The organism is Luteimonas sp. 100069 (genome assembly GCF_003813845.1).
Taxonomy (GTDB): Bacteria; Pseudomonadota; Gammaproteobacteria; order Xanthomonadales; family Xanthomonadaceae; genus Luteimonas; species Luteimonas chenhongjianii.
The window spans coordinates 33,592-52,426 of the sequence record NZ_RPFN01000003.1; the positions used below are offsets into that span (position 1 = coordinate 33,592).

21 protein-coding genes and 1 tRNA gene are annotated in these 18,835 nt (G+C 68.9%); 13 read left to right on the plus strand and 9 right to left on the minus strand.

What is annotated here, in order from left to right; genetic code table 11:
* Window positions 1-280: 280 nt before the first annotated feature.
* Both EGK76_RS08255 and EGK76_RS08260 read right to left on the minus strand, forming a co-directional pair.
* Window positions 281-628 carry a DUF6538 domain-containing protein gene (locus EGK76_RS08255; protein ID WP_148087427.1) on the minus strand — a complete coding sequence of 116 codons (348 nt, stop codon included), beginning with the start codon at window positions 626-628 and terminating at the stop codon, window positions 281-283.
* Window positions 629-709: 81 nt separating this feature from the next.
* Window positions 710-802: transfer RNA gene (locus EGK76_RS08260), tRNA-Ser, on the minus strand.
* A 122-nt stretch (window positions 803-924) separates the two neighbouring features.
* Between EGK76_RS08260 and dnaX the strand changes: the two genes are divergently transcribed.
* The 4 genes from dnaX to EGK76_RS08280 are packed head-to-tail and all read left to right on the plus strand — an operon-like array spanning window position 925 to window position 4,043.
* Complete coding sequence (dnaX, locus tag EGK76_RS08265; protein ID WP_123832296.1) at window positions 925-2,718, plus strand: DNA polymerase III subunit gamma/tau; 1,794 nt, start codon at window positions 925-927, stop codon at window positions 2,716-2,718.
* Window positions 2,718-3,038 (plus strand): YbaB/EbfC family nucleoid-associated protein, encoded by a 321-nt coding sequence (locus tag EGK76_RS08270; protein ID WP_233580227.1) that lies wholly within the window; start codon window positions 2,718-2,720, stop codon window positions 3,036-3,038. Before dnaX ends, EGK76_RS08270 begins: the two co-directional genes overlap by 1 nt.
* Window positions 3,039-3,063: 25 nt before the next feature.
* Window positions 3,064-3,654, plus strand: coding sequence for a recombination mediator RecR (recR, locus tag EGK76_RS08275; protein WP_096297725.1), 591 nt, complete (start codon window positions 3,064-3,066; stop codon window positions 3,652-3,654).
* A gap of 38 nt (window positions 3,655-3,692) precedes the next feature.
* Window positions 3,693-4,043: a histidine triad nucleotide-binding protein gene (locus EGK76_RS08280; RefSeq protein WP_123832298.1), complete on the plus strand. Its 351-nt coding sequence runs from the start codon at window positions 3,693-3,695 to the stop codon at window positions 4,041-4,043.
* A 46-nt stretch (window positions 4,044-4,089) separates the two neighbouring features.
* Here the strand turns inward: EGK76_RS08280 and EGK76_RS08285 are convergent, their stop codons facing one another.
* From EGK76_RS08285 to EGK76_RS08300, 4 genes are read right to left on the minus strand one after another with little or no spacing between them, the layout of a single operon-like run.
* Window positions 4,090-4,578, minus strand: a complete 489-nt coding sequence (locus EGK76_RS08285) for a Slp family lipoprotein (protein WP_096297729.1) — start codon at window positions 4,576-4,578, stop codon at window positions 4,090-4,092.
* Complete coding sequence (locus tag EGK76_RS08290; RefSeq protein WP_179948158.1) at window positions 4,575-6,515, minus strand: DUF3488 and transglutaminase-like domain-containing protein; 1,941 nt, start codon at window positions 6,513-6,515, stop codon at window positions 4,575-4,577. Before EGK76_RS08290 ends, EGK76_RS08285 begins: the two co-directional genes overlap by 4 nt.
* Entirely contained in the window at window positions 6,515-7,471 is a 957-nt protein-coding gene (locus tag EGK76_RS08295; protein ID WP_179948240.1) for a DUF58 domain-containing protein, read from the minus strand. The genes EGK76_RS08290 and EGK76_RS08295 overlap by 1 nt, the downstream gene beginning before the upstream one ends.
* A complete protein-coding gene (locus EGK76_RS08300) occupies window positions 7,468-8,415 on the minus strand; it encodes a MoxR family ATPase (RefSeq protein ID WP_123832299.1) in 948 nt (315 codons plus the stop codon). The genes EGK76_RS08295 and EGK76_RS08300 overlap by 4 nt, the downstream gene beginning before the upstream one ends.
* 54 nt (window positions 8,416-8,469) lie before the next feature.
* On the opposite strand from EGK76_RS08300, the gene EGK76_RS08305 reads away from it, so the two are divergent.
* A complete protein-coding gene (locus EGK76_RS08305) occupies window positions 8,470-10,332 on the plus strand; it encodes a glycosyltransferase family 39 protein (protein ID WP_233580228.1) in 1,863 nt (620 codons plus the stop codon).
* Here EGK76_RS08305 and EGK76_RS08310 read toward each other — a convergent pair whose 3' ends face one another.
* A complete protein-coding gene (locus EGK76_RS08310) occupies window positions 10,333-10,911 on the minus strand; it encodes a Maf family nucleotide pyrophosphatase (RefSeq protein ID WP_123832301.1) in 579 nt (192 codons plus the stop codon).
* Window positions 10,908-11,261: a hypothetical protein gene (locus EGK76_RS08315; RefSeq protein WP_123832302.1), complete on the minus strand. Its 354-nt coding sequence runs from the start codon at window positions 11,259-11,261 to the stop codon at window positions 10,908-10,910. The genes EGK76_RS08310 and EGK76_RS08315 overlap by 4 nt, the downstream gene beginning before the upstream one ends.
* A gap of 134 nt (window positions 11,262-11,395) precedes the next feature.
* Between EGK76_RS08315 and EGK76_RS08320 the strand changes: the two genes are divergently transcribed.
* The 4 genes from EGK76_RS08320 to EGK76_RS08335 all read left to right on the plus strand — a co-directional run bounded on the left by EGK76_RS08320 (window position 11,396) and on the right by EGK76_RS08335 (window position 14,120).
* Window positions 11,396-11,914: a YceD family protein gene (locus EGK76_RS08320; protein WP_096297741.1), complete on the plus strand. Its 519-nt coding sequence runs from the start codon at window positions 11,396-11,398 to the stop codon at window positions 11,912-11,914.
* 20 nt (window positions 11,915-11,934) lie between these two features.
* Complete coding sequence (rpmF, locus tag EGK76_RS08325) at window positions 11,935-12,129, plus strand: 50S ribosomal protein L32 (protein ID WP_096297743.1); 195 nt, start codon at window positions 11,935-11,937, stop codon at window positions 12,127-12,129.
* A gap of 135 nt (window positions 12,130-12,264) precedes the next feature.
* Entirely contained in the window at window positions 12,265-13,248 is a 984-nt protein-coding gene (locus EGK76_RS08330; RefSeq protein ID WP_096297745.1) for a beta-ketoacyl-ACP synthase III, read from the plus strand.
* Between the two features lie 80 nt (window positions 13,249-13,328).
* Entirely contained in the window at window positions 13,329-14,120 is a 792-nt protein-coding gene (locus EGK76_RS08335) for a serine/threonine protein phosphatase (protein ID WP_123832303.1), read from the plus strand.
* 139 nt (window positions 14,121-14,259) lie between these two features.
* Here the strand turns inward: EGK76_RS08335 and EGK76_RS08340 are convergent, their stop codons facing one another.
* Entirely contained in the window at window positions 14,260-14,808 is a 549-nt protein-coding gene (locus EGK76_RS08340; protein ID WP_123832304.1) for a hypothetical protein, read from the minus strand.
* A gap of 287 nt (window positions 14,809-15,095) precedes the next feature.
* Here EGK76_RS08340 and fabD point away from each other — a divergent pair, with 287 nt between their 5' ends.
* The 4 genes from fabD to fabF all read left to right on the plus strand — a co-directional run bounded on the left by fabD (window position 15,096) and on the right by fabF (window position 18,657).
* A complete protein-coding gene (fabD, locus tag EGK76_RS08345) occupies window positions 15,096-16,043 on the plus strand; it encodes an ACP S-malonyltransferase (protein ID WP_123832305.1) in 948 nt (315 codons plus the stop codon).
* 106 nt (window positions 16,044-16,149) lie between these two features.
* Window positions 16,150-16,893, plus strand: coding sequence for a 3-oxoacyl-ACP reductase FabG (gene fabG, locus EGK76_RS08350; protein ID WP_123832306.1), 744 nt, complete (start codon window positions 16,150-16,152; stop codon window positions 16,891-16,893).
* Between the two features lie 131 nt (window positions 16,894-17,024).
* Window positions 17,025-17,264 carry an acyl carrier protein gene (gene acpP, locus EGK76_RS08355; RefSeq protein WP_096297753.1) on the plus strand — a complete coding sequence of 80 codons (240 nt, stop codon included), beginning with the start codon at window positions 17,025-17,027 and terminating at the stop codon, window positions 17,262-17,264.
* A gap of 151 nt (window positions 17,265-17,415) precedes the next feature.
* Entirely contained in the window at window positions 17,416-18,657 is a 1,242-nt protein-coding gene (fabF, locus tag EGK76_RS08360) for a beta-ketoacyl-ACP synthase II (protein ID WP_096297755.1), read from the plus strand.
* Window positions 18,658-18,835: the final 178 nt, after the last annotated feature.

The window sequence follows — 18,835 nt, forward strand, 5'->3', positions numbered from 1 at the left end:
TCGTCCCGGAGGAACTGATACCACTTCGCGAGATCGGGGCGCGCGAGCGTGTGGAGCTGGCGCTTCTCGCCAATAAGCGCACCAGATCGATTGCGGCCGTCTTGATGCTGAGGGTCTTCTTGGTCGTGCTAGATGCGATCGAGCGCAGCCACGCCGGCTTGGCCTGCTTCATCCTCAGCGGCTCGGCCACGGCAGGCTGCGCAATTGGCGCCGCGGCAGGCGGGGGGGGCTGGCGCAGACAGAGCGGCGCTCGGCTGGCGCAGGTGATCAATCCGTTCGATCAGGGCGTGCGCTTCCATCGCGCGGCGATGGTCCTCGGCGTCCGTGCCTGGACGCGGCCCGAGGCCAGGTCGATTTCGTATCGCGACAGACCACCCTCGGCCACATTCGCCAAGATGTCCTCAATGCTTGGTCCCCGCGGCATCCGCTGCCACCCGAAATGCTCGAAGGCCCGAGCATAGCGCTCGGCCAAGATCAGCGCGTGCTGCTGGGCCGCGCGATCGCACTGCGTGCGCAGCGCATGCTTGACGACCTTGCGGCCGAGCAGGACTTGAAGGCGGCTCGGCACGCGCAGGCGAAAGACGAAGCGGCCTGAGGCATTCTTGATGAGGTAGTGCGGAATTCGCATCGGCTGTGTCCCAGCCGGTGTCCCATCAGAAATTCCGAATCCAAAGAAAAAGCCCTTGAAAATCAAGGGCTTATCTTGGTCTGGCGGAGAGAGGGGGATTCGAACCCCCGAAGCGCGGTTTAGACGCTTACACACTTTCCAGGCGTGCTCCTTCAACCACTCGGACACCTCTCCTGAACTGGAACCCGTGCAGCGCCGGGCGCTGCGTTGCGACGCCGAGGCGACGCGGGCCGGCCATTCTATCCGCCGACGCGAGCAGTCACAAGGAACGTTTTGGGCCGTGGCAGAATAGGGCGATGTCCTATCTCGTCCTCGCCCGGAAGTGGCGCCCGAAGCGGTTCGCCGAACTCGTCGGGCAGGAGCACGTGGTCCGTGCGCTGACCAATGCGCTGGAGACCGGGCGCGTGCACCACGCCTTCCTGTTCACCGGCACCCGCGGGGTCGGCAAGACCACGATCGCGCGCATCTTCGCCAAGAGCCTGAACTGCGAGGCCGGCACTTCGTCCGATCCCTGCGGCGAGTGCGAGACCTGCCGCGCGATCGACGCCGGCCGCTATATCGACCTGCTCGAGATCGACGCTGCCAGCAATACCGGTGTCGACGACGTGCGCGAGCTGATCGACAACGCGCAGTACATGCCCTCGCGCGGCCGGGTGAAGGTCTACCTGATAGACGAAGTCCACATGCTGTCGAAGTCGGCGTTCAACGCGCTGCTCAAGACGCTGGAGGAGCCGCCGGGCCACGTGAAGTTCCTGCTGGCCACGACCGATCCGCAGAAGCTGCCGGTGACCGTGCTGTCGCGCTGCCTGCAGTTCAACCTCAAGCGCCTCGACGAGCAGCAGATCCAGGGCCAGATGACCCGGATCCTCGAAGCGGAGGGAATTGCGGTAGAGCCGGGTGCGATCCGGCAGCTGTCGAAGGCTGCCGATGGCAGCTTGCGTGACGGGCTGTCGCTGCTCGACCAGGCCATCGCCTACACCGGCGCGGGCGGCGAGGGTGGTGCGCTCGGCGACGCTGCCGTGGCGACAATGCTCGGCAGCGTCGATCGCACGCGGGTCGGTGCCTTGCTGTCGGCGCTCGCCGAAGGTGATGGCAACGCCCTGCTTGGGGAGGTCGCCACGCTGGCGGAATTCTCGCCCGACTGGGGCGGCGTGCTCGATGCGGTCTCCGAAGCGCTGCACCGGATCCAGGTGCGGCAGCTGGTGCCCGAAGTCGCAGTCCAGGGCGAAGGGATCGACATCGATGCGATCGCCTCGGCCGTGCGTCCGGAAGTCGTGCAGCTCTGGTACCAGATGGCGCTCAACGGCCGCCGCGACATCGGTCTTGCGCCGAGCCCGCGCGCCGGTTTCGAGATGACCGTGCTGCGGATGCTCGCATTCCGTCCGGCGGAAGGCGCGGCAACAACACCCGCAAGCGGTGGCGTGTCGCGGGCCACCGGACCGGCCGCTGCGCGCGCGGCACTCGGCGCGCAGGCGGCATCGCACTCTAGCCACGTCGCCGACGCCGTACCGGCCCGCAGGCCCGAGCCGGAACCGGCGCCGGTTGCGCGCCCCGTCGCAAAGGTCGTCGTGGAAATGGCGCCGACGCCCGCCGCTGCCACTGCGCACCCCGAGCCGCGTGAGCGCGCCGCGTCACGCCCCCAGGCCGTGTCCGCGCCTGCGGCCAGCACGACGTTGCGCTCGCTCGATGCCGATGGCTGGCTCGACCTCGTCGCCGAGCTGCCGTTGCGTGGCCCGGTGCGTGAACTTGCGGCGAGTGTCGCGTTCGTCGCGCTCGAAGGCGCGGTCCTGCGCCTCGCGCTGCCCGAGTCCGACGCTCACCTGAAGGCGCCGATCATGGTCCATCAGCTGTGCGAGGCCCTTGCCGGTCCACTCGGTGGGGCGCCGCAGATTCGCTTCGAGACGGCCATCGCCGCGAGCGAGGTCGCACCGACGTTGCACGAGCGCAATGCGCGTGCGCGCGAGTCGCGACAGTCGTCGGCCGAGTCCAGTTTTCTTTCCGATCCGGACGTGCAGCGCCTGATGTCGCAACAGGGCGCGAAGCTGGTTCCGGACTCCATCCGCCCCTACGACGAACAAGGATTCCAATGATGCGTGGAAACATCGCCCAGTTGATGCAGCAGGCGCAGAAGATGCAGGAGAACATGCAGCGCGTGCAGCAGGAGCTCGCCAGCCTCGAGGTCGAGGGCAGCGCGGGCGGCGGCATGGTCGCTGTCACCCTGACCGGCAACAAGGAGTGCCGCAAGGTGCGCATCGATCCTTCGGTGCTGTCGGACCCGGAGATGACCGAGGACCTGATCGCCGCAGCCTTCAACGATGCCTCGAACAAGATCGACGAGGAGTCCAAGGCGCGGATGGCGGGTGCGACGGCGGGCATGCCGCTGCCGCCCGGCATGAAGCTGCCGTTCTGATCCGCATCCAGCCGACGGAGCCCGCGTGCCGCTGCTCGAACAGCTGATCGACGCGCTGCGCGTGCTGCCCGGTGTCGGGCAGAAATCCGCGCAGCGCATGGCCTACCACGTGCTCGAGCGCGGGCGCGAGGGCGGCGCGCGGCTGGCTGCGGTACTTGCCGAGGCGGTCGAGAAGATCGGCCACTGCCAGCGCTGCCGTGACTTCAGCGAGACGCCGGTCTGCCCGACCTGCGCAAGCGCGGCGCGCGACGTGCAGACGCTGTGCGTCGTGGAAACGCCTGCCGACCGGCTCGCGATCGAGCAGGCGACCGGCTACCGCGGTTTCTATTTCGTGCTGCAGGGCCGGCTGAGTCCGCTCGACGGGATCGGGCCGGGCGAGCTGGGCCTGGACCTGCTCGGCGCGCGCCTGGCCGAAGGCGAGGTGCGCGAACTGATCATCGCGACCAATCCCACGGTTGAAGGTGAGGCGACCGCGCACTTCCTCGCGCAGATCGCGCGCCAGCACGGCGTGCGGCCGAGTCGACCCGCGCACGGCCTGCCGCTCGGCGGCGAGCTGGAATACGTCGACCGGGGCACGCTGTCGCACGCCTTCGGCAGCCGCGCCGAAGTGACCTGACCTCGGGCCGCAGTGCGCGGCCGCATCCGGAGCCTCCCATGCCGACCCTCTTCCACAAGATCATCCGCCGCGAGATTCCTGCCGACATCGTGTTCGAGGATGCGAACGTGATCGCGTTCCGCGACATCGCGCCGCAGGCGCCGGTCCATGTGCTGTTCGTGCCCAAGCAGGACTTCGCCACGCTCAACGACGTGCCGGCCGATGCGCCGGAGATCGTCGGCCGCCTCGCAGTCGCCGCGGCGCAGTACGCCAAGGCCGAAGGGTTCGCGCAGGACGGCTACCGCATCGTGATGAACTGCAACGGTGACGGCGGCCAGACGGTGTTCCAGATCCACCTGCATCTGCTGGCGGGCGCGCCGCTCGGGCGCTTCGGCACGCCGGCAGCCTGACGGTTGGCGCCAACCCGGCCGCGTGTGTGAACGAAGCCGGTGCGGCTTACCAGTAGCCCCACCATGGCCACGGCGCCGGTCGGGTGATGACCTCGACCCGCTCGCGTACCGGCCACAGATAGACGACGTCGGCATCGATGCGCGGGAAGCGGTAGTCGTACTCGCCGATCCGGCGGGTGTCGTAGCCCGCGATCCGGCCGGTAAAGGTGACTTCCCGATTGACGGTGAACACTGCCGGGTCATAGAACCCGGGGCGGCAGGCGATGAACCGGCCACGGGTGTCGTTGCTGGTCCAGTAGGGTCGCCCGCCCGCGGTCAGTCGCGTGGCCATCATCTCGAAGCAGGTGACGTCCGGCCCGGGCTCGAGCTGCAGGATGACGCCGCCCCAGCGCACCGCCGCGCCGGTGTAGTCACCAAGGATGGCGTTGTGGGGCGTCAGCGTTTCGACGTACTCGCCCCGCAACGGTTTGGGCTGCGAGGCGCAGGCGGCCAACGCCAAGGTGGCGGTGAGCACGGTGAGGAGGCGGGCAGTCATTGGCGGGTCTCCGGGGTGGGACGGTGCGCGCGCAGCGCCGTGATCAGCGTGGCGTCCGACGACGCCGGAGCGTAGCGGGCCGCGACGAAGCGGCGGGTGAGGGCAAGCAGCGCGTGCTCGCCCGGATGCGCGGCGAGTACCCGCTCCGCCCAGGCGAGTGCCGGCTCGTGGCGGGCGCGGCCCAGGCCGCGGCGCGCGTAGCGACGGTCGAGCCGATGCCAGGCGCGCAGCAGCGGGTCGCGCTCGTACTCGCTGCGTGCGATCCACCAAGTCATCCAGCCCAGCGCAAGCGCCGCGCACAGTGCGAACAGCGCCGCCAGCCCGCCGGTTTCCATGCGCTCCAGGCCCACCCGCTGGAGCATGCGCTGCTGGCGGGCGGCATCGAAGCCGAGCACGAAGTCGTTCCAGCCGCGCAGCACCCAGTCCCCCAGGTCCGCGATCGGCAGCACTGTCTCGCCCGCACCGCCGCCGCCGAGGCGGTCGGCGAGCGTGTCGTAGATGCGTTCCGGCGCGACGGCGGCGGTCGGATCCACGCGTACCCAGCCGCGCCCCTCGAGCCAGACCTCATTCCATGCATGGGCATCCATGCGCCGCACGATCCAGTAGTTGCCATAGCGGTTGCGGACGCCCCCGGTATAGCCGGTGACCACGCGGGCAGGGATGCCGGCTTCGCGCATCAGAATCGCAAACGCTGAACTGAAATGTTCGCAGAAGCCGGCGCGCTGCTCGAACAGGAATTCGTCCACCGCGTGCCGGCCGGCCAGCGGCGTGGTGAGCGTGTAGGCGAAGTCGCTGCGGATCCAGGCCAGGGCGCGCTCGACCAGGGCGCCGTCGTCCGCGGTTTCGGCGCGCCACTGCCGGGCAAGCGCACGCGTGCGCGGATTGAAGCCCTCCGGCAACTGCAGCGCGAGCTGCCGCATGGCAGCGGGCAGGTCGGCCTCGAAGCGTACCGGCGGCGCGGAACGCAGCTGCCACCGCGTCACCCGGTCCAGCTTGCGCTCGCTGGTCAGCGTGTGCTCGTGCGCGGCGCGCATGCCGTCGGGCAACGCCAGCGGCATCTCGAGCGCCACCAGCAGGTTGCGCTCGGTGGGCTCCAGCGCAAGGTCGTAGTCCCACACCGTCGCGCCGTGTTCCACCGGCGCCGGCGGCGCCGCACGCAGCCACGACGAGGCGGTCCACGTGCGTCCGTCGTAGTGCATCAGCGTCGGACCGCGCCAGTACATGTCGCGCGGCGCGGGTTCCGGGCCTCGGAAGCTGGCACGCAGGGCAGGGGCGTCGTCGGCGAGCAGGTCGATCCAGTCGCCCGGCGACATCTCGTCCGACAGCCCGGGTCGCGCGGTCGACAGGTCGGGCAGACCCCACAGCGGCGTGGCCAGACGCGGGAACAGCCAGAACGCGGCGAGCGCAAGGGGCAGTCCGATCGCGATCAGGCGCATGACGGCGCTCAAGCGGGCAAGCGGGCGCACATCCCCCGCCGGCAGTCCCGACTCCTGCTCCGACAGGCGCAGCAGTGCGGCAAGCACGAGAGCGGCGCCGAGCAGTCCGAGGACCAGCGACACCGGTCCCTGGTCCAGCAGGAAGGTCGCGAACGGCGCGAACAGGGCGAACCCGAGCAGGCTGCGGGCATCGCGGACGGTCCGCAGCTCCAACGGTTTGATCGCCAGCATGCCGGCGAGCAGGGCGCAGGCGGTGTCGCGGCCGAGGTGCAGCCCTCCCTGGGCGACAACCACGCCAAAGACCGCGAGCGCGAGAACGGTCCGCAGCCACCCGGGTGCCGCGCCCCGCGTTGCCATCAGTGCTGCGGTCATGGCGGCGCCGGCGATGATCACCGGCAGCGGCATCGGCAGCTGCAGCAGCAACGGCAACAGGCATGTGGACGCCGCCAGCAGCGCCGCGCGGCGCCCGGGCCCATCGAGCGGCAGGCCATGGCGGGCCATCAGCCAGCCTCCGGCAGCAGTGCCAACGCGCGCAGGCAGGCATGGCGATGCGCGGCGCCGCGGTCGGGGCCGATCGGCTGCGCGCCGGGCAACTGCAGCCGGTAGCGCAGGGCCTGGCGCTCGGCTTCGTCGACCCAGCGCGCGAGGCGGCGGATCCGCGCTTCGTGGTCGAGGCCGCCGAGCCGTCTCCAGTCGAGCGTGACATCGTCTCCGCGGGGGCGTTCGAGCTCGCGCACGATCAGCACGTCCCGGCGCGCGGAGGCCTTCCACGCGATCGTCCGCGGTGCATCGCCACTGCGCCAGTCGCGCAGGTGATGCAGTTCCTCGCCGGCCGGGTCGAGCCGGGGCTCGGCTGCGTCGCCACCGTTCGATGGCAGCGGCGGTCCGACGGGCTCGGGCGCGGGATAGACCAGAAAGCGCGTCTGCGGCCACACCCAGGACCAGGCGCGTGCCAGTCCCAGCGGACGCGACGTGCTGATGCGCAGACGCGGCGGGGTCAGCCAGCCGCGCCGCACCGTCGCCAGTGCGACCGTGGCCTCGCCGCCGGTGTCGTCGAGCGACAGCGTCGCGGCCGAGCCTTCGATATCGACCCGCAGTCCGCGCCGTTCGCGTCCCGGCGGCGCCTCGACATGGACGTGCAGGGGCATCGGCAGGCCCGCGGCGACCGGCTCGCCCTGTATGGCCCGCACTTCCATGGCGCTGAGCTGCAACTGGGTCCACAGCAGGCTCGCCAGCGCCGCGCCGACCAGCAGCAGGCACAGCAGCAACGCCGGGTTGTTGTTGTAGTTGAGGGCGCCGATCGCCATGGTCCCGAGCAGCGCGGCGACGAACGCACCGAAGCCGGTGGGCAGGATGTAGATGCGCCGACGCTCGAGGCGGACCGGCAAGGGTTCGGGATGCCGCGGGCGCACCCAGCCCTGGATGCGGCGGAGCAGGCCGGTGAGGGCGGGCATCAGTCGACCGGGACCGCCTGCAGGATCGACGCCGCCAAGTCGCCGCCGCCGGCATCGGCCTCGGCCACGAGGCGATGGCTGGCGATCAGCGGAAACAGGGTCTGCACGTCCTCGGGCACGACGTGATCACGGGCCTTCAGCAGTGCCAGCGCCCGCGACGCGCGCAGCAGCGCCAGCCCGGCCCGCGGCGACAGCCCCACCCGTACGCCCGGATGCTGGCGGCTGCGTGTGAGCAGCGCCTGCACGTAGTCGATCAGTGCCGGGCTGGCGTGGATCGCGGTCACCGCGTCGCGCAGGGCGCGCAGGTCGTCCGCGCCGAGCCGCGGCAGGGCCTCGGCGATCAGCGCGCGGCGGTCGCTGCCGGCAAGCAGCGCACGTTCGGCGTCGCGGTCGGGATAGCCGAGCGTGAGCCGCAGCAGGAAGCGGTCGAGTTGCGAATCCGGCAGCGGATAGGTCCCCGAAAGATCCACCGGGTTCTGCGTGGCGATGACGAAGAACGGATCCGGCAGCGAATGCGTGGTGCCATCGACGGTGACCTGCTGCTCGGCCATGGCCTCGAGCAGCGCGCTCTGCGTGCGGGGCGGCGCGCGGTTGATCTCGTCGGCAAGCAGCACGTTGGTGAAGACCGGCCCACCGTGGAACTCGAAGCGCCGCGCGCTTCCCTCGTAAACCGAAACCCCGACGACATCCGACGGCAACAGATCGGAGGTGAACTGCACGCGCTGGAATTCCAGGCCGACGGTCGCGGCGATCGCGTGCGCCAGCGTGGTCTTGCCAAGGCCGGGCAGGTCCTCGATCAGGATATGGCCGTCGGCAAGCAGCGCGACGAAGCTCATCGTCACCGCGGTCGGCTTGCCCAGCACCAGCTGGTTGACCTGGGCGATGGCCAACGACAGAGCGTCGCGTCGCGCGTCGGTTAGCATGGCGGGCGTCGTCGGATCGGGCATTCGGAGCTCCTGCGGCGGTCCCCCCGGAGTGTAGCGAGGTCAGGTTCAATGCGGATGCAGATGCGCACGGTGTTCGTCGTGCTCTGGTCGACGATCGTGTTGCTGAAACTGGCGATCGCCGCGCGGCTGCCGCTGTTCGTCGACGAAGCGTTCTACTGGCTGGAAGGGCAGCATCCGTCCTGGGCCTATTCCGATCTGCCGGGGCTGACCGCGTGGCTGATCCGTCTGGGGACCGAAGTCTTCGGCGATGGCCTGCTCGCCGTGCGCCTGCCTTTCATAGCGATCTCGGCACTGGTCCCATGGCTGGTGGTGCGCCTGACCGCGCGCGAGTTCGATACCGAAGCGGCCTGGATTTCCGGCTGCGCCGCCTTGCTGATGCCGTTGCTGGGATCGCTCGGCGTGATGGCATTGCCCGATGCGATGCTCGCCCTGGCCACGATGCTGTGCCTGGACGCCGGCGTGCGCCTGCTGCGCGGCGTGACCTATGGCGGCGCGCTGCTGCTCGCGCTGGGACTCTCGCTCGGTGCACTGAGTCACTATCGCTTTATCGCCGTGATCGGTGTGGGCATGGTGGCACTGCTGCTGATCGCCAACGGGCGCGAGGCCCTGCGCGATCCCCGGGTATGGATCGCCATCGCCGCGGGAGCTGCGGCGTGGATCCCGTTGCTGGTGTGGAACGTCGACAATGCCGAGGCGGGCCTGCGCTTCCAGATGGTCGATCGCCATCCCTGGACGCTGCATGCCGACGGCTGGCAGTTCCTGGTGATCCAGGCGGTGATGGTCACCCCGTTGCTGTTTGCGGCGCTGCTGGTCGCCGCGTGGCGTCTGCGCCGCGCACCCGACGACGCAGCGCGGTTCCTTGCCCTGTGCGGCGGCCTGCTGCTGCTGGCGTTCTTCGTGCTGGGCTTCGTGGCGGACACCGAACGCGCGAGTTTCCACTGGCCTCTGCCCGGGTATCTCGCGCTGTTGCCGCTGGTCGGCCTGGTGTTGATGTCGTGGCCACGCTGGTTGCGCGTGGCGACCTGGGTCACGCTGGCGCTCGGCTTCGTCGGCGTGGTGGGCTATTACGCCGCGGTCTCGGAGCCGGCGGTGCGCGAGCGCAGCGCCGGCCTGAAGTGGTATCCCGCCAACTTCGCCGGTTGGGACACGCTGGCCGAGGCTGTCCGCGAGGAGCTGGCGACGATGCCGGCCGACACGGTCCTGATTGCCGACAACTTCAAGATCGGCGCCGAGCTGGGCTTCGCGCTCGGCGATGCAAACATCCGCGTGCTCGATCATCCGCTCAATCGCCATCACGGCCGCGCGCCCCAGCTGCAGCTGTGGGATCTCCAGCTCGATGGTCGCGACGAACTGCAGGGGCGCCCCGCGCTTATGGTCATCGGTGCCAACGACGTCAAGTTCAGTGCACTGCTCCAGCGTTACCAGGCGGTCTGCGCGCGGATGGGCGAGCTGCCGGTATCGCGCGTGGTCAACGCCGATCGCGGGGCGCAGCGTTTCATCCTCGCGCGCCTGGGAGCGGCTGCGCCCGCGGCCACCGGCGATTGCGTGCTGCCGGCGGTGGCCCATATCGACGCGCCGCTCGCCGGAGCGCGTGTCGATGCGCCGTTTGAAGTAAGCGGCTGGGCGGTCAAGGACGGCAGCGGGGTAGCGGAGGTGGTCATCACGATCGACGGTGAGCCCGTGGCGCGCGCCCGCTATGGCCTGCCCAATCAGTGGGTTGCCGAGCGTTTCCTGCGCGGGGCGTCGCGCGATCCGGCGCAGCCACGCATCGGATTCACCGCGACGATCGATCCCGCGACGCTGGCGCCGGGTCGGCGCTGGCTGGGAATGGAGATCATCGGCGGCGACGGCTCGGTCGAGCGCTGGGCGGAGCAACCGGTCTGGATCGCGCCATCCCGACCGGCGTCTGCGCCCTGATCAGGGCAGGGCGTAACCCGCCACGCGCAGCAGTCGCGCCGTCGCGATGAGCGGCAGGCCGATCAGTGCGGTCGGGTCTTCGCTGCGGATCGCATCGAACAGCGCGATGCCCAGGCCTTCGCACTTGAAGCTGCCTGCGCAGTCGAACGGCTGCTCGGCGTCGACATAGCGCGCGATCTCGCCAGGCCCGAGTTCGCGGAAGACCACTTCGGTGCGGTCCTGCGCCTGCAGCGGCGGCTGGCCGTGGCTGACGATCGCCAGGGCGGTATGGAAGATGACGCTCTGGCCCGACATCGCCGACAGCTGGGCGATCGCGGTGGCGCGGTCGCCGGGCTTTCCAAGCGGCCGCCCGTCGAGCGTGGCGACCTGGTCCGATCCGATCACCCAGGCGCCGGGATGGCGCGCCGCGACGTCGACCGCCTTGGCCAGCGCAAGACGGCTGGCGAGCGCGTCGGGGCGCTCGCCATGCTGCGGCGTCTCGTCGACGTCCGGTCGTTCGCAGGTGAAGGGCAGGCGCAGACGCCCGAGCAGGTCGCGGCGGTATGTCGAGGTGGAGCCGAGGATCAGCGGCCGGCTCACGCAACGCCGCCTTCGATCGCCGAGGTCAGGTCGGCCAGATGACGGTCGATGCGCGCCTGGGCCTGTTCGATCGATACACGCATCGCATCCAGGGCGGCCACATCGGCAGACCCGCCGTGCTGCTGCAGCCACAACCGCTGACGCAGCATTTCCTGGAGCGCCTCGCGCACCGGATCGCCCCCCGCCGTGCCCAGCCGCGCGCGCACGGTCCGCAGCCGGGCCTCGAATGCATCGGCAGCGTCGAGGACGCGCGCGAACGCCAGGCGGCGCCGCCGCCGGGCATGGCGCCAGAGCAGTACAATGGCGAGCGCCAGCAGGGTGGCCAGCGCCAGGCTCGGGATCGGTGGCATGCCTTGGGCTCCTGCTGGCGGTCCAGTCTGCCCGCGAGGACACGGCTGCGGCAATGGTTCCGGTCGACCGCTGCGCCGCCTCGTGCAGCGCCGGTTTGACAGGCCCCCATCACCTCTTTAACATTCGGCGGCTTATGTCCGCGAAAATGCCCGAGTTGGTAGACGCTTGGCGCATGGTCGCGAGCAGCATGCGCCTTGACGGGCGCCTGCCGCTGGCGTCCCTGACGCGCCTGCGCGAAGTTCTGGCCGATGCCGATGGCGACGATGTGATCTGCTCGATCGAGTTCGGTCGCGACGCGCTGCAGCAGCCGTATGCGCTGCTGCGCGTGCAGGCCGGGTTGCCGCTGATCTGTCAGCGGACGCTCAAGCGCTTCGTGTTGCCGCTCGATATCGAGCAGCGGCTGGGTCTGATCCGCGACGAAGCGGAAGAGGCCGGTCTGTTGCCCGACTACGAATCGCTGCTGCTCGAGGGCGACGGCTCGCTGGCGCCGGCGGCGCTGGTGGAGGACGAACTGATTCTGGCAATACCCGCGATTCCGGTCGCACCTGGCTCCGAAGCGGTCGAACGCGACTGGCCGGTGTCGACCGAAGAAGAGACACGCGTCAACCCGTTCGCGGCGTTGGCGGGTTTGAAGAAAGATCGAAACAACTAGAACCTGTTGGAGCAACTCCCATGGCTGTGCAGAAATCCCGCGTCACCCCGTCCCGTCGTGGCATGCGTCGCGCGCACGACAAGCTGAGCGCGAAGCAGCTGTCGACCGATCCGACGACGGGTGAGACCCATATCCGTCATCACATCACCGCCGACGGCTACTATCGTGGCAAGCAGGTGATCCAGCCGAAGACGCGCGTCGTCGAGGAAGATTGATTCCTGCTGTCCGGCGCTGCGGCGCCGGGCGCTCGATGCACTGGCGCAGCTGCCGTCCCTGACGGGCGGCTGCGTCTGCCGTCGGCACAGACGCCGCTTCACGATCACGCGCACGACGCGAAGGCCGCCCAGCAGATGACCAGCGAACGCATCTATTCCCGCATTGCCGGTACCGGCAGCTACCTGCCTGAAAAGGTGCTGACCAACGACGATCTGGCCAAGTTCGTCGATACCAGCGATGAGTGGATCGCGTCGCGCACCGGCATCCGCGAGCGTCATGTCGCCGCCGAGGGCGAGACCACCAGCGATCTGTCCGTGCACGCCGCGACGCGTGCGATGGAGGCGGCCGGCGTGTCGGCTGCCGATCTCGATCTGATCATCGTCGGCACGACGACACCCGACATCATCTTTCCGTCCACCGCCTGCCTGCTGCAGGCGCGACTGGGCGCCAACGGGTGCGGCGCGTTCGACGTCAACGCGGCCTGCTCGGGCTTTCTCTACGCGCTTTCGATCGGCGACAAGTTCATCCGCTCGGGCGATGCGAAGACCGTGCTGGTGGTGGGGGCCGAGACCCTGACCCGCATGGTCGACTGGAGCGAGCGCACCACGGCCGTGCTGTTCGGCGATGGCGCCGGCGCCGTCGTCCTCAAGGCCGACAGCGAGACCGGCATCCTCAGCACCCATCTGCATGCCGACGGCGCGAAGAAGGAGTTGCTGTGGAATCCTGTGGGCGTGTCCGCGGGCTTCCGCGACGACCAACCCAACGCCGGCGTGCGCATCCAGATGGCCGGCAGCGACGTGTTCAAGTACGCGGTCAAGGCGCTCGATTCGGTGGTCGAGGAAACGCTCGAGGCCAACGGTCTTGATCGCCACGATATCGACTGGCTGATCCCGCACCAGGCCAACCTGCGCATCATCGAAGCCACGGCCAAGCGCCTGGACATGTCGATGGACCGCGTCATCGTGACCGTCGACAAGCACGGCAACACCTCCTCGGGCTCGGTGCCGCTGGCGCTGGACGAGGCGGTGCGTTCGGGTCGCGTGCAGCGCGGCCAGCTGCTGCTGCTGGAGGCCTTCGGCGGCGGCTTCACCTGGGGCTCGGCGCTGCTGCGCTACTGAGTCCCGCGTGCGGCGCCGGTCGGCCCCGCAAGTGATTCCACTTCGCGGACTTCGCGTCCGCACGACACGGAGGCTCCCACATGGGCGTCGAATCCATGGTCGTGGCCGGGCGCGATGCCTGGCTCAAGGCGTACGCCGACGGCGACAGCCGCCAGTTCGGTCTAGGCATTCTCGATGCGATCGCACGCGGGCTCGATATCGGCGCGCTGCGTCCGCCGCCGCATCCCGGTGGCGGCGAAGCCAAGCAGATCGAAGCACGCCGCCTGGCCGAACTTGGTGCCCAGGGCGTGCGCGTGCCGCGCGTGCTCGGTGAGGGCGCCTCCACGCTGTTGCTGAGCAATCTGGGCGACACGTTCGCCGCGCAGTTGCGTGCTGCCGATGGCGATGCCGCGCGTATCGATGCACTGACGTCCGCGGTGATCGACGCGATTGCCGATGCGCATGCGCGCGGCGCCTATTTCGGTCAGCCGCTGCCGCGCAACATCACGCTCGACGCCAGTGGCCGCGTCGGTTTCATCGACTTCGAGGAAGACCCGCTGGAAGTGATGTCGTTGCCGCAGGCGCAGGCCCGCGACTGGCTGATGTTCGCGTTCGGCATGGCGAAATACTATGACGGCCGCACCGATGCGCTCGCCGATATGCTCTCGCGCGTGATGCGGCGCGAACCGGAAGTGGCCGCCCATGCGGGCCGCGTCGGGCGATTGAAGGGTTTCGCGCAGCGTATCGGCTGGCTCGGCCGCTCCGCGCGCCACGTCGCGCATTCGATCCTCGTCGTGCGCGCGGCGACGCTTTTGCCGATGCTGCTCGTGGCCGCTGTTCTTTGGGACTGGCTCGAAAACGGCGAGATCGAACTGCTGCGGATGATGTTCTGAGCCGGAGCAGGCGCATGCGTACGACTTTTCCGGCGAAGGGCTCGGGCAAGCGCTCGAGCCCTTCCGGCAGACGCAGCGTCGTCATCCTGGGAGATACCACTCGGAAGGGGCGTGGCAGCAACCACGCCCTGGCGTGCTGTCAGGTGGCTGGAGTGACCGATAGTGCTTTGCCGAGGTTGCAGGCCTGGGGCGATGTGCTGCCATGCACGATGGTCAGCGCATAGTCGCCGGGCTCCACATCCTGCAGCGACACGTCGATGTTGTAACCGGACAATCGCGCTGATTCGCTTGAAAGCGCGGCGGCCACGTCAGGACGCTCTACGCCCGCAGGCAAGGCTCCCGAGTAGCTGCGCGGGGTTCCGGTCAGCACCAGCAGTGCGTCGCCGGGTACGCCGTTCGCGGCATCTGCAATCCATCCCGACATGGAGACCTGGGTTCCGGTTGCGACGCTGGTGCCAGCCGACGGGCCGCCGTTTACAGCATCCAGCGCGCAGTTACCACCTGGCGTTGTGGCAGCAGCGACATAGTCCTGCAGCGAAACCGGCACGGCGGGGGCGGACACGGTCGCGGAGTCCGTTGCCGCAACCGCCGCAGTGTCTGTGGGGGAGGGTTCGGGTGCCTGGTTATTGCAGGCTGCCAGCAAGCTGGCAGCAATCAGCAGTGACGTCACTCGCTGGGCAGAGGTCATGGGATGCTCGGTAGATGCGGGAGGTGTGGGGTGAATGCGCAGAATACTCCCGCGTGGGGTGAAAGCCGCTTTCCGTTGCGCTCGACGCGGTGTACGCCGGGCCGCGTGGGGCGGCGGCGCTCCGGCATCCGGATGGCGGGGGGGCATGAGGCAGCGGCCATCGTGTTCGGTGGCCGCATCGGATTGACGAAAGGAAGGACGTGGGAGGCCCCCGCATACGCCCCGGTACAGACAATGTCGCAGCTTGGCATTTATCATCGGTGCCTGTTCTACGGCTGGAAACGCGCGTGACCGCATCCCAACTCGCATTCGTCTTTCCGGGGCAGGGCTCGCAATCGCTCGGCATGCTCGGCGATCTCGCGGCGCATCATCCGATCGTCGTCGACACGTTCAACGAAGCCTCGGAAGGCGCGGGCGTCGATCTGTGGACGCTCGCGCAGCAGGGTCCGGAGACGCAGCTCAACCAGACCGAGTACACCCAGCCTGCGCTGCTCGCCGCCGGCGTCGCCGTGTGGCGGGCGTGGCTGGAGCAGGGCGGCGCGACGCCGGCGGCGCTGGCGGGCCACAGTCTGGGCGAGTACACCGCGCTCGTCGCTGCAGGTGTTCTTTCGCTGACCGATGCCGCGCGCCTGGTGCGCCTGCGCGGGCAGCTGATGCAGGACGCGGCGCCCGCCGGCAGCGGGTCGATGGCGGCGGTGATCGGCGCCGAGGACGAGTTCGTGGACGAGGTCTGCCGCGACGCCTCGGAGGACGAGTCGGTCGTCGTGCCAGCCAACTTCAACTCTCCCGGCCAGATCGTGATCGGCGGCCACGTCGCCGCGGTCGATCGTGCGATCGCGTTGCTTGGTGAACGCGGCGTGCGCAAGGTCGTGAAGCTCGCGGTCAGCGTGCCGTCGCACACGCCGCTGATGCGCGACGCCGCGGACCGCCTCGGCGAGGCGCTGGCGACGGTGACCTGGAGCGAGCCGCAATTGCCGGTCGTGCAGAACGTGGACGCGATCGTCCACGAGAACACCGTGGCGATCCGCGACGCACTGGTGCGCCAGCTGTATCTGCCGGTGCAATGGACGCGTTGCATCGAAGCGCTGGCTTCGCGGGGAGTGGTGCGGATCGGCGAATGCGGGCCCGGCAAGGTGCTCTCGAACCTGACGAAGCGTATCGACAAGTCGATCGAGACGCGTGCCCTCGGCGCGCCGGACGACTTCGACGCCGCACTGGCCGACTGGCCGGCCTGACCCGGATTGAACCGTCGCACCGGGTGCGCGTGTCGGCGCGCCCGGTATCCTCGTCGGCGCGCGCCCGGTCGGCCGCGGTAGAACCGAATCCTCTGGAGCAACTCCCATGAACACCCCCCTCTCGGGCGAAATCGTCCTCGTCACCGGCGCCAGCCGCGGTATCGGCGCTGCAATCGCCGACACGCTGGCCGCGCAGGGCGCGACCGTGATCGGTACCGCGACCACCGAAGCGGGCGCCGCGAAGATCGGTGAGCGGCTCGCCGCCCATGGCGGGCATGGCCGCGTCCTGGATGTGGCGGAGCCCGGCGCGATCGAAGCGCTGGTCGAAGCGATCGCCGCGGAGTTCGGCGCGATCAGCATCCTGGTCAACAACGCCGGCATCACCCGCGACAACCTGCTGATGCGAATGAAGGAGGAGGACTGGCAGGCGATCCTCGATACCAACCTCACCAGCGTCTTCCGCAGCTGCAAGGCGGTGATGCGCGGCATGATGAAGGCGCGCCGCGGCCGGATCATCAACATCGCTTCGGTGATCGGCGTGACCGGCAATGCCGGCCAGTCCAACTACGCCGCGGCGAAGGCCGGGATCATCGCGTTCTCGAAGTCGCTGGCCAAGGAAATCGGTTCGCGCGGGGTCACCGTCAATGTGGTCGCGCCCGGCTTCATCGCCACCGACATGACGCGTGACCTGCCGGAAGAATCCAAGGCCGCGCTGACCGAACGCATCGCGCTCGGCCGGCTTGGCGAACCCGATGACATCGCCCAGGCGGTGGCCTTCCTGGCCGGTCCCTCGGCGGCCTACATCACCGGCGAAACCCTGCACGTCAACGGCGGTATGTACATGCCCTGAGACGGGCTGCGCCGACATTTTAATTCAGAGGGCAAGCCGTTGAATGGCAAGGGCTTTGATGGTGGTACGCCCATCGCCCGGCTTTCCCTTACACTATCCACCGAAACTCGCCTCCCCGGAGCAAACGACCCATGAGCAACATCGAAGAGCGCGTCAAGAAAATCGTCATCGAGCAGCTGGGCGTCAAGGAAGAAGAAGTCAGCAACAGCGCTTCCTTCGTCGACGACCTCGGTGCCGATTCCCTCGACACCGTCGAGCTGGTGATGGCGCTGGAAGAAGAATTCGAGTGCGAGATTCCGGACGAAGAAGCCGAGAAGATCACCTCGGTGCAGCAGGCGATCGACTACGTCAAGGCGCACGCCAAGGGCTGAGCCCGCGCGCGTCTGCCCGCCCCGCTGGCGGGTCGCGCCACGGTTCCGGTCGCGTTGCGGCCGGACCGACATGTTCCAGCACGAGGCCGCCTAGCGGCCTCGCGCGTATTGGCGGCGAGCACTGCCGCTACCGACTTCTCAGGAGTTGAAAATGGCCAAGCGCCGCGTCGTCATCACGGGCATCGGCATCCTCTCGCCACTGGGCAACGACCTGGCTTCGAGCTGGGACGGCATCGTCAATGGCCGCTCGGGCATCGGCCCGATCACCCACTTCGACGCTTCGAACTTCGCCACGCGCATCGCGGGTGAAGTGAAGGGTTTCGATGCGACCCAGTGGATCGCGCCCAAGGACGTCAAGAAGATGGACCCCTTCGTCCACTACGGCGTTGCCGGTGGCCTGATGGCGATCGCCGATTCGGGCATCGATATCCGCCAGTCGCCCGATGCCGAGCGCATCGGCGTGGCGATCGGCGCGGGCATCGGCGGCCTCAAGGGCATCGAGGAAACCGCGGTCAAGTACCACGAAGGCGGCCCGCGCAAGATCTCGCCGTTCTACGTGCCTTCGACGATCATCAACATGATCTCCGGCCAGGTCTCGATCATGACCGGTGCCAAGGGCCCGAACATCGCCGCGGTCACCGCATGCACGACGGCCACGCACAACATCGGCCTGGCGATGCGCATGATCCAGTACGGCGATGCCGATGTGATGGTGGCCGGTGGCGCCGAGTTCGCGACCACGCCGACATCGGTCGGCGGCTTCTGTTCGATGAAGGCCCTTTCGACGCGCAACGATGATCCGACCGGCGCCTCGCGTCCGTGGGACGTTGGCCGCGACGGCTTCGTCATGGGCGACGGTGCGGGCGTGCTGGTGCTGGAGGAGTACGAGCGTGCGAAGGCGCGTGGCGCGCGGATCTACGCCGAGCTTGCGGGCTTCGGCATGAGCGGTGACGCCTACCACATGACCGCGCCAAGCGAGAACGGCGAGGGTGGCGGGCGTTGCATGCGCGCCGCGATCAACGATGCCGGCATCGATCCCTCGCAGATCGGCTACATCAATGCGCACGGCACCTCGACCCCGGCCGGCGACCTGGCCGAGACGATGGGCATCAAGGGCGTCCTCGGCGAGCACGCATCGAAGGTGATGGTCAGCTCGACCAAGTCGATGACCGGCCACCTGCTCGGTGCGGCCGGTGGCGTGGAGGCGGTGTTCTCGGTCATGGCCCTGCACACGGGCGTGATTCCGCCGACCATCAATCTGGATACGCCGGACGTCGGCTGTGATCTCGACTACGTGCCGCACACCGCGCGCGAGCACCAGGTCGACTACGTCATGTCGAACTCGTTCGGCTTCGGCGGCACCAATGGCTCGCTGGTGTTCCGCCGCGTCTGACGGCAGCGCCTGCCCCATGCAGAAAAGGCCCGCGCAAGCGGGCCTTTTTCTGTCCGGTCCCTTGTGGCTCGGCGACGGCGACGGCGACGGCGAGGTCGCGCGGGCCGTGACGACGCGGCGGCGCGCGGAACGCCGGCTGTGTGCTGTCCGGCGCGTACTTTGGCGGTGCGTGTGTTCC

Coding starts and splice junctions, on each gene's coding strand:
- EGK76_RS08255 (WP_148087427.1), bottom strand. CDS start 628: ATGCGAATTCCGCACTACCTCATCAAGAATGCCTCAGGCCGCTTCGTC.
- dnaX (WP_123832296.1), top strand. CDS start 925: ATGTCCTATCTCGTCCTCGCCCGGAAGTGGCGCCCGAAGCGGTTCGCC.
- EGK76_RS08270 (WP_233580227.1), top strand. CDS start 2,718: ATGCGTGGAAACATCGCCCAGTTGATGCAGCAGGCGCAGAAGATGCAG.
- EGK76_RS08280 (WP_123832298.1), top strand. CDS start 3,693: ATGCCGACCCTCTTCCACAAGATCATCCGCCGCGAGATTCCTGCCGAC.
- EGK76_RS08285 (WP_096297729.1), bottom strand. CDS start 4,578: ATGACTGCCCGCCTCCTCACCGTGCTCACCGCCACCTTGGCGTTGGCC.
- EGK76_RS08290 (WP_179948158.1), bottom strand. CDS start 6,515: ATGGCCCGCCATGGCCTGCCGCTCGATGGGCCCGGGCGCCGCGCGGCG.
- EGK76_RS08300 (WP_123832299.1), bottom strand. CDS start 8,415: ATGCCCGATCCGACGACGCCCGCCATGCTAACCGACGCGCGACGCGAC.
- EGK76_RS08305 (WP_233580228.1), top strand. CDS start 8,470: ATGCAGATGCGCACGGTGTTCGTCGTGCTCTGGTCGACGATCGTGTTG.
- EGK76_RS08315 (WP_123832302.1), bottom strand. CDS start 11,261: ATGCCACCGATCCCGAGCCTGGCGCTGGCCACCCTGCTGGCGCTCGCC.
- EGK76_RS08320 (WP_096297741.1), top strand. CDS start 11,396: ATGTCCGCGAAAATGCCCGAGTTGGTAGACGCTTGGCGCATGGTCGCG.
- rpmF (WP_096297743.1), top strand. CDS start 11,935: ATGGCTGTGCAGAAATCCCGCGTCACCCCGTCCCGTCGTGGCATGCGT.
- EGK76_RS08330 (WP_096297745.1), top strand. CDS start 12,265: ATGACCAGCGAACGCATCTATTCCCGCATTGCCGGTACCGGCAGCTAC.
- EGK76_RS08335 (WP_123832303.1), top strand. CDS start 13,329: ATGGGCGTCGAATCCATGGTCGTGGCCGGGCGCGATGCCTGGCTCAAG.
- EGK76_RS08340 (WP_123832304.1), bottom strand. CDS start 14,808: ATGACCTCTGCCCAGCGAGTGACGTCACTGCTGATTGCTGCCAGCTTG.
- fabG (WP_123832306.1), top strand. CDS start 16,150: ATGAACACCCCCCTCTCGGGCGAAATCGTCCTCGTCACCGGCGCCAGC.
- acpP (WP_096297753.1), top strand. CDS start 17,025: ATGAGCAACATCGAAGAGCGCGTCAAGAAAATCGTCATCGAGCAGCTG.
- fabF (WP_096297755.1), top strand. CDS start 17,416: ATGGCCAAGCGCCGCGTCGTCATCACGGGCATCGGCATCCTCTCGCCA.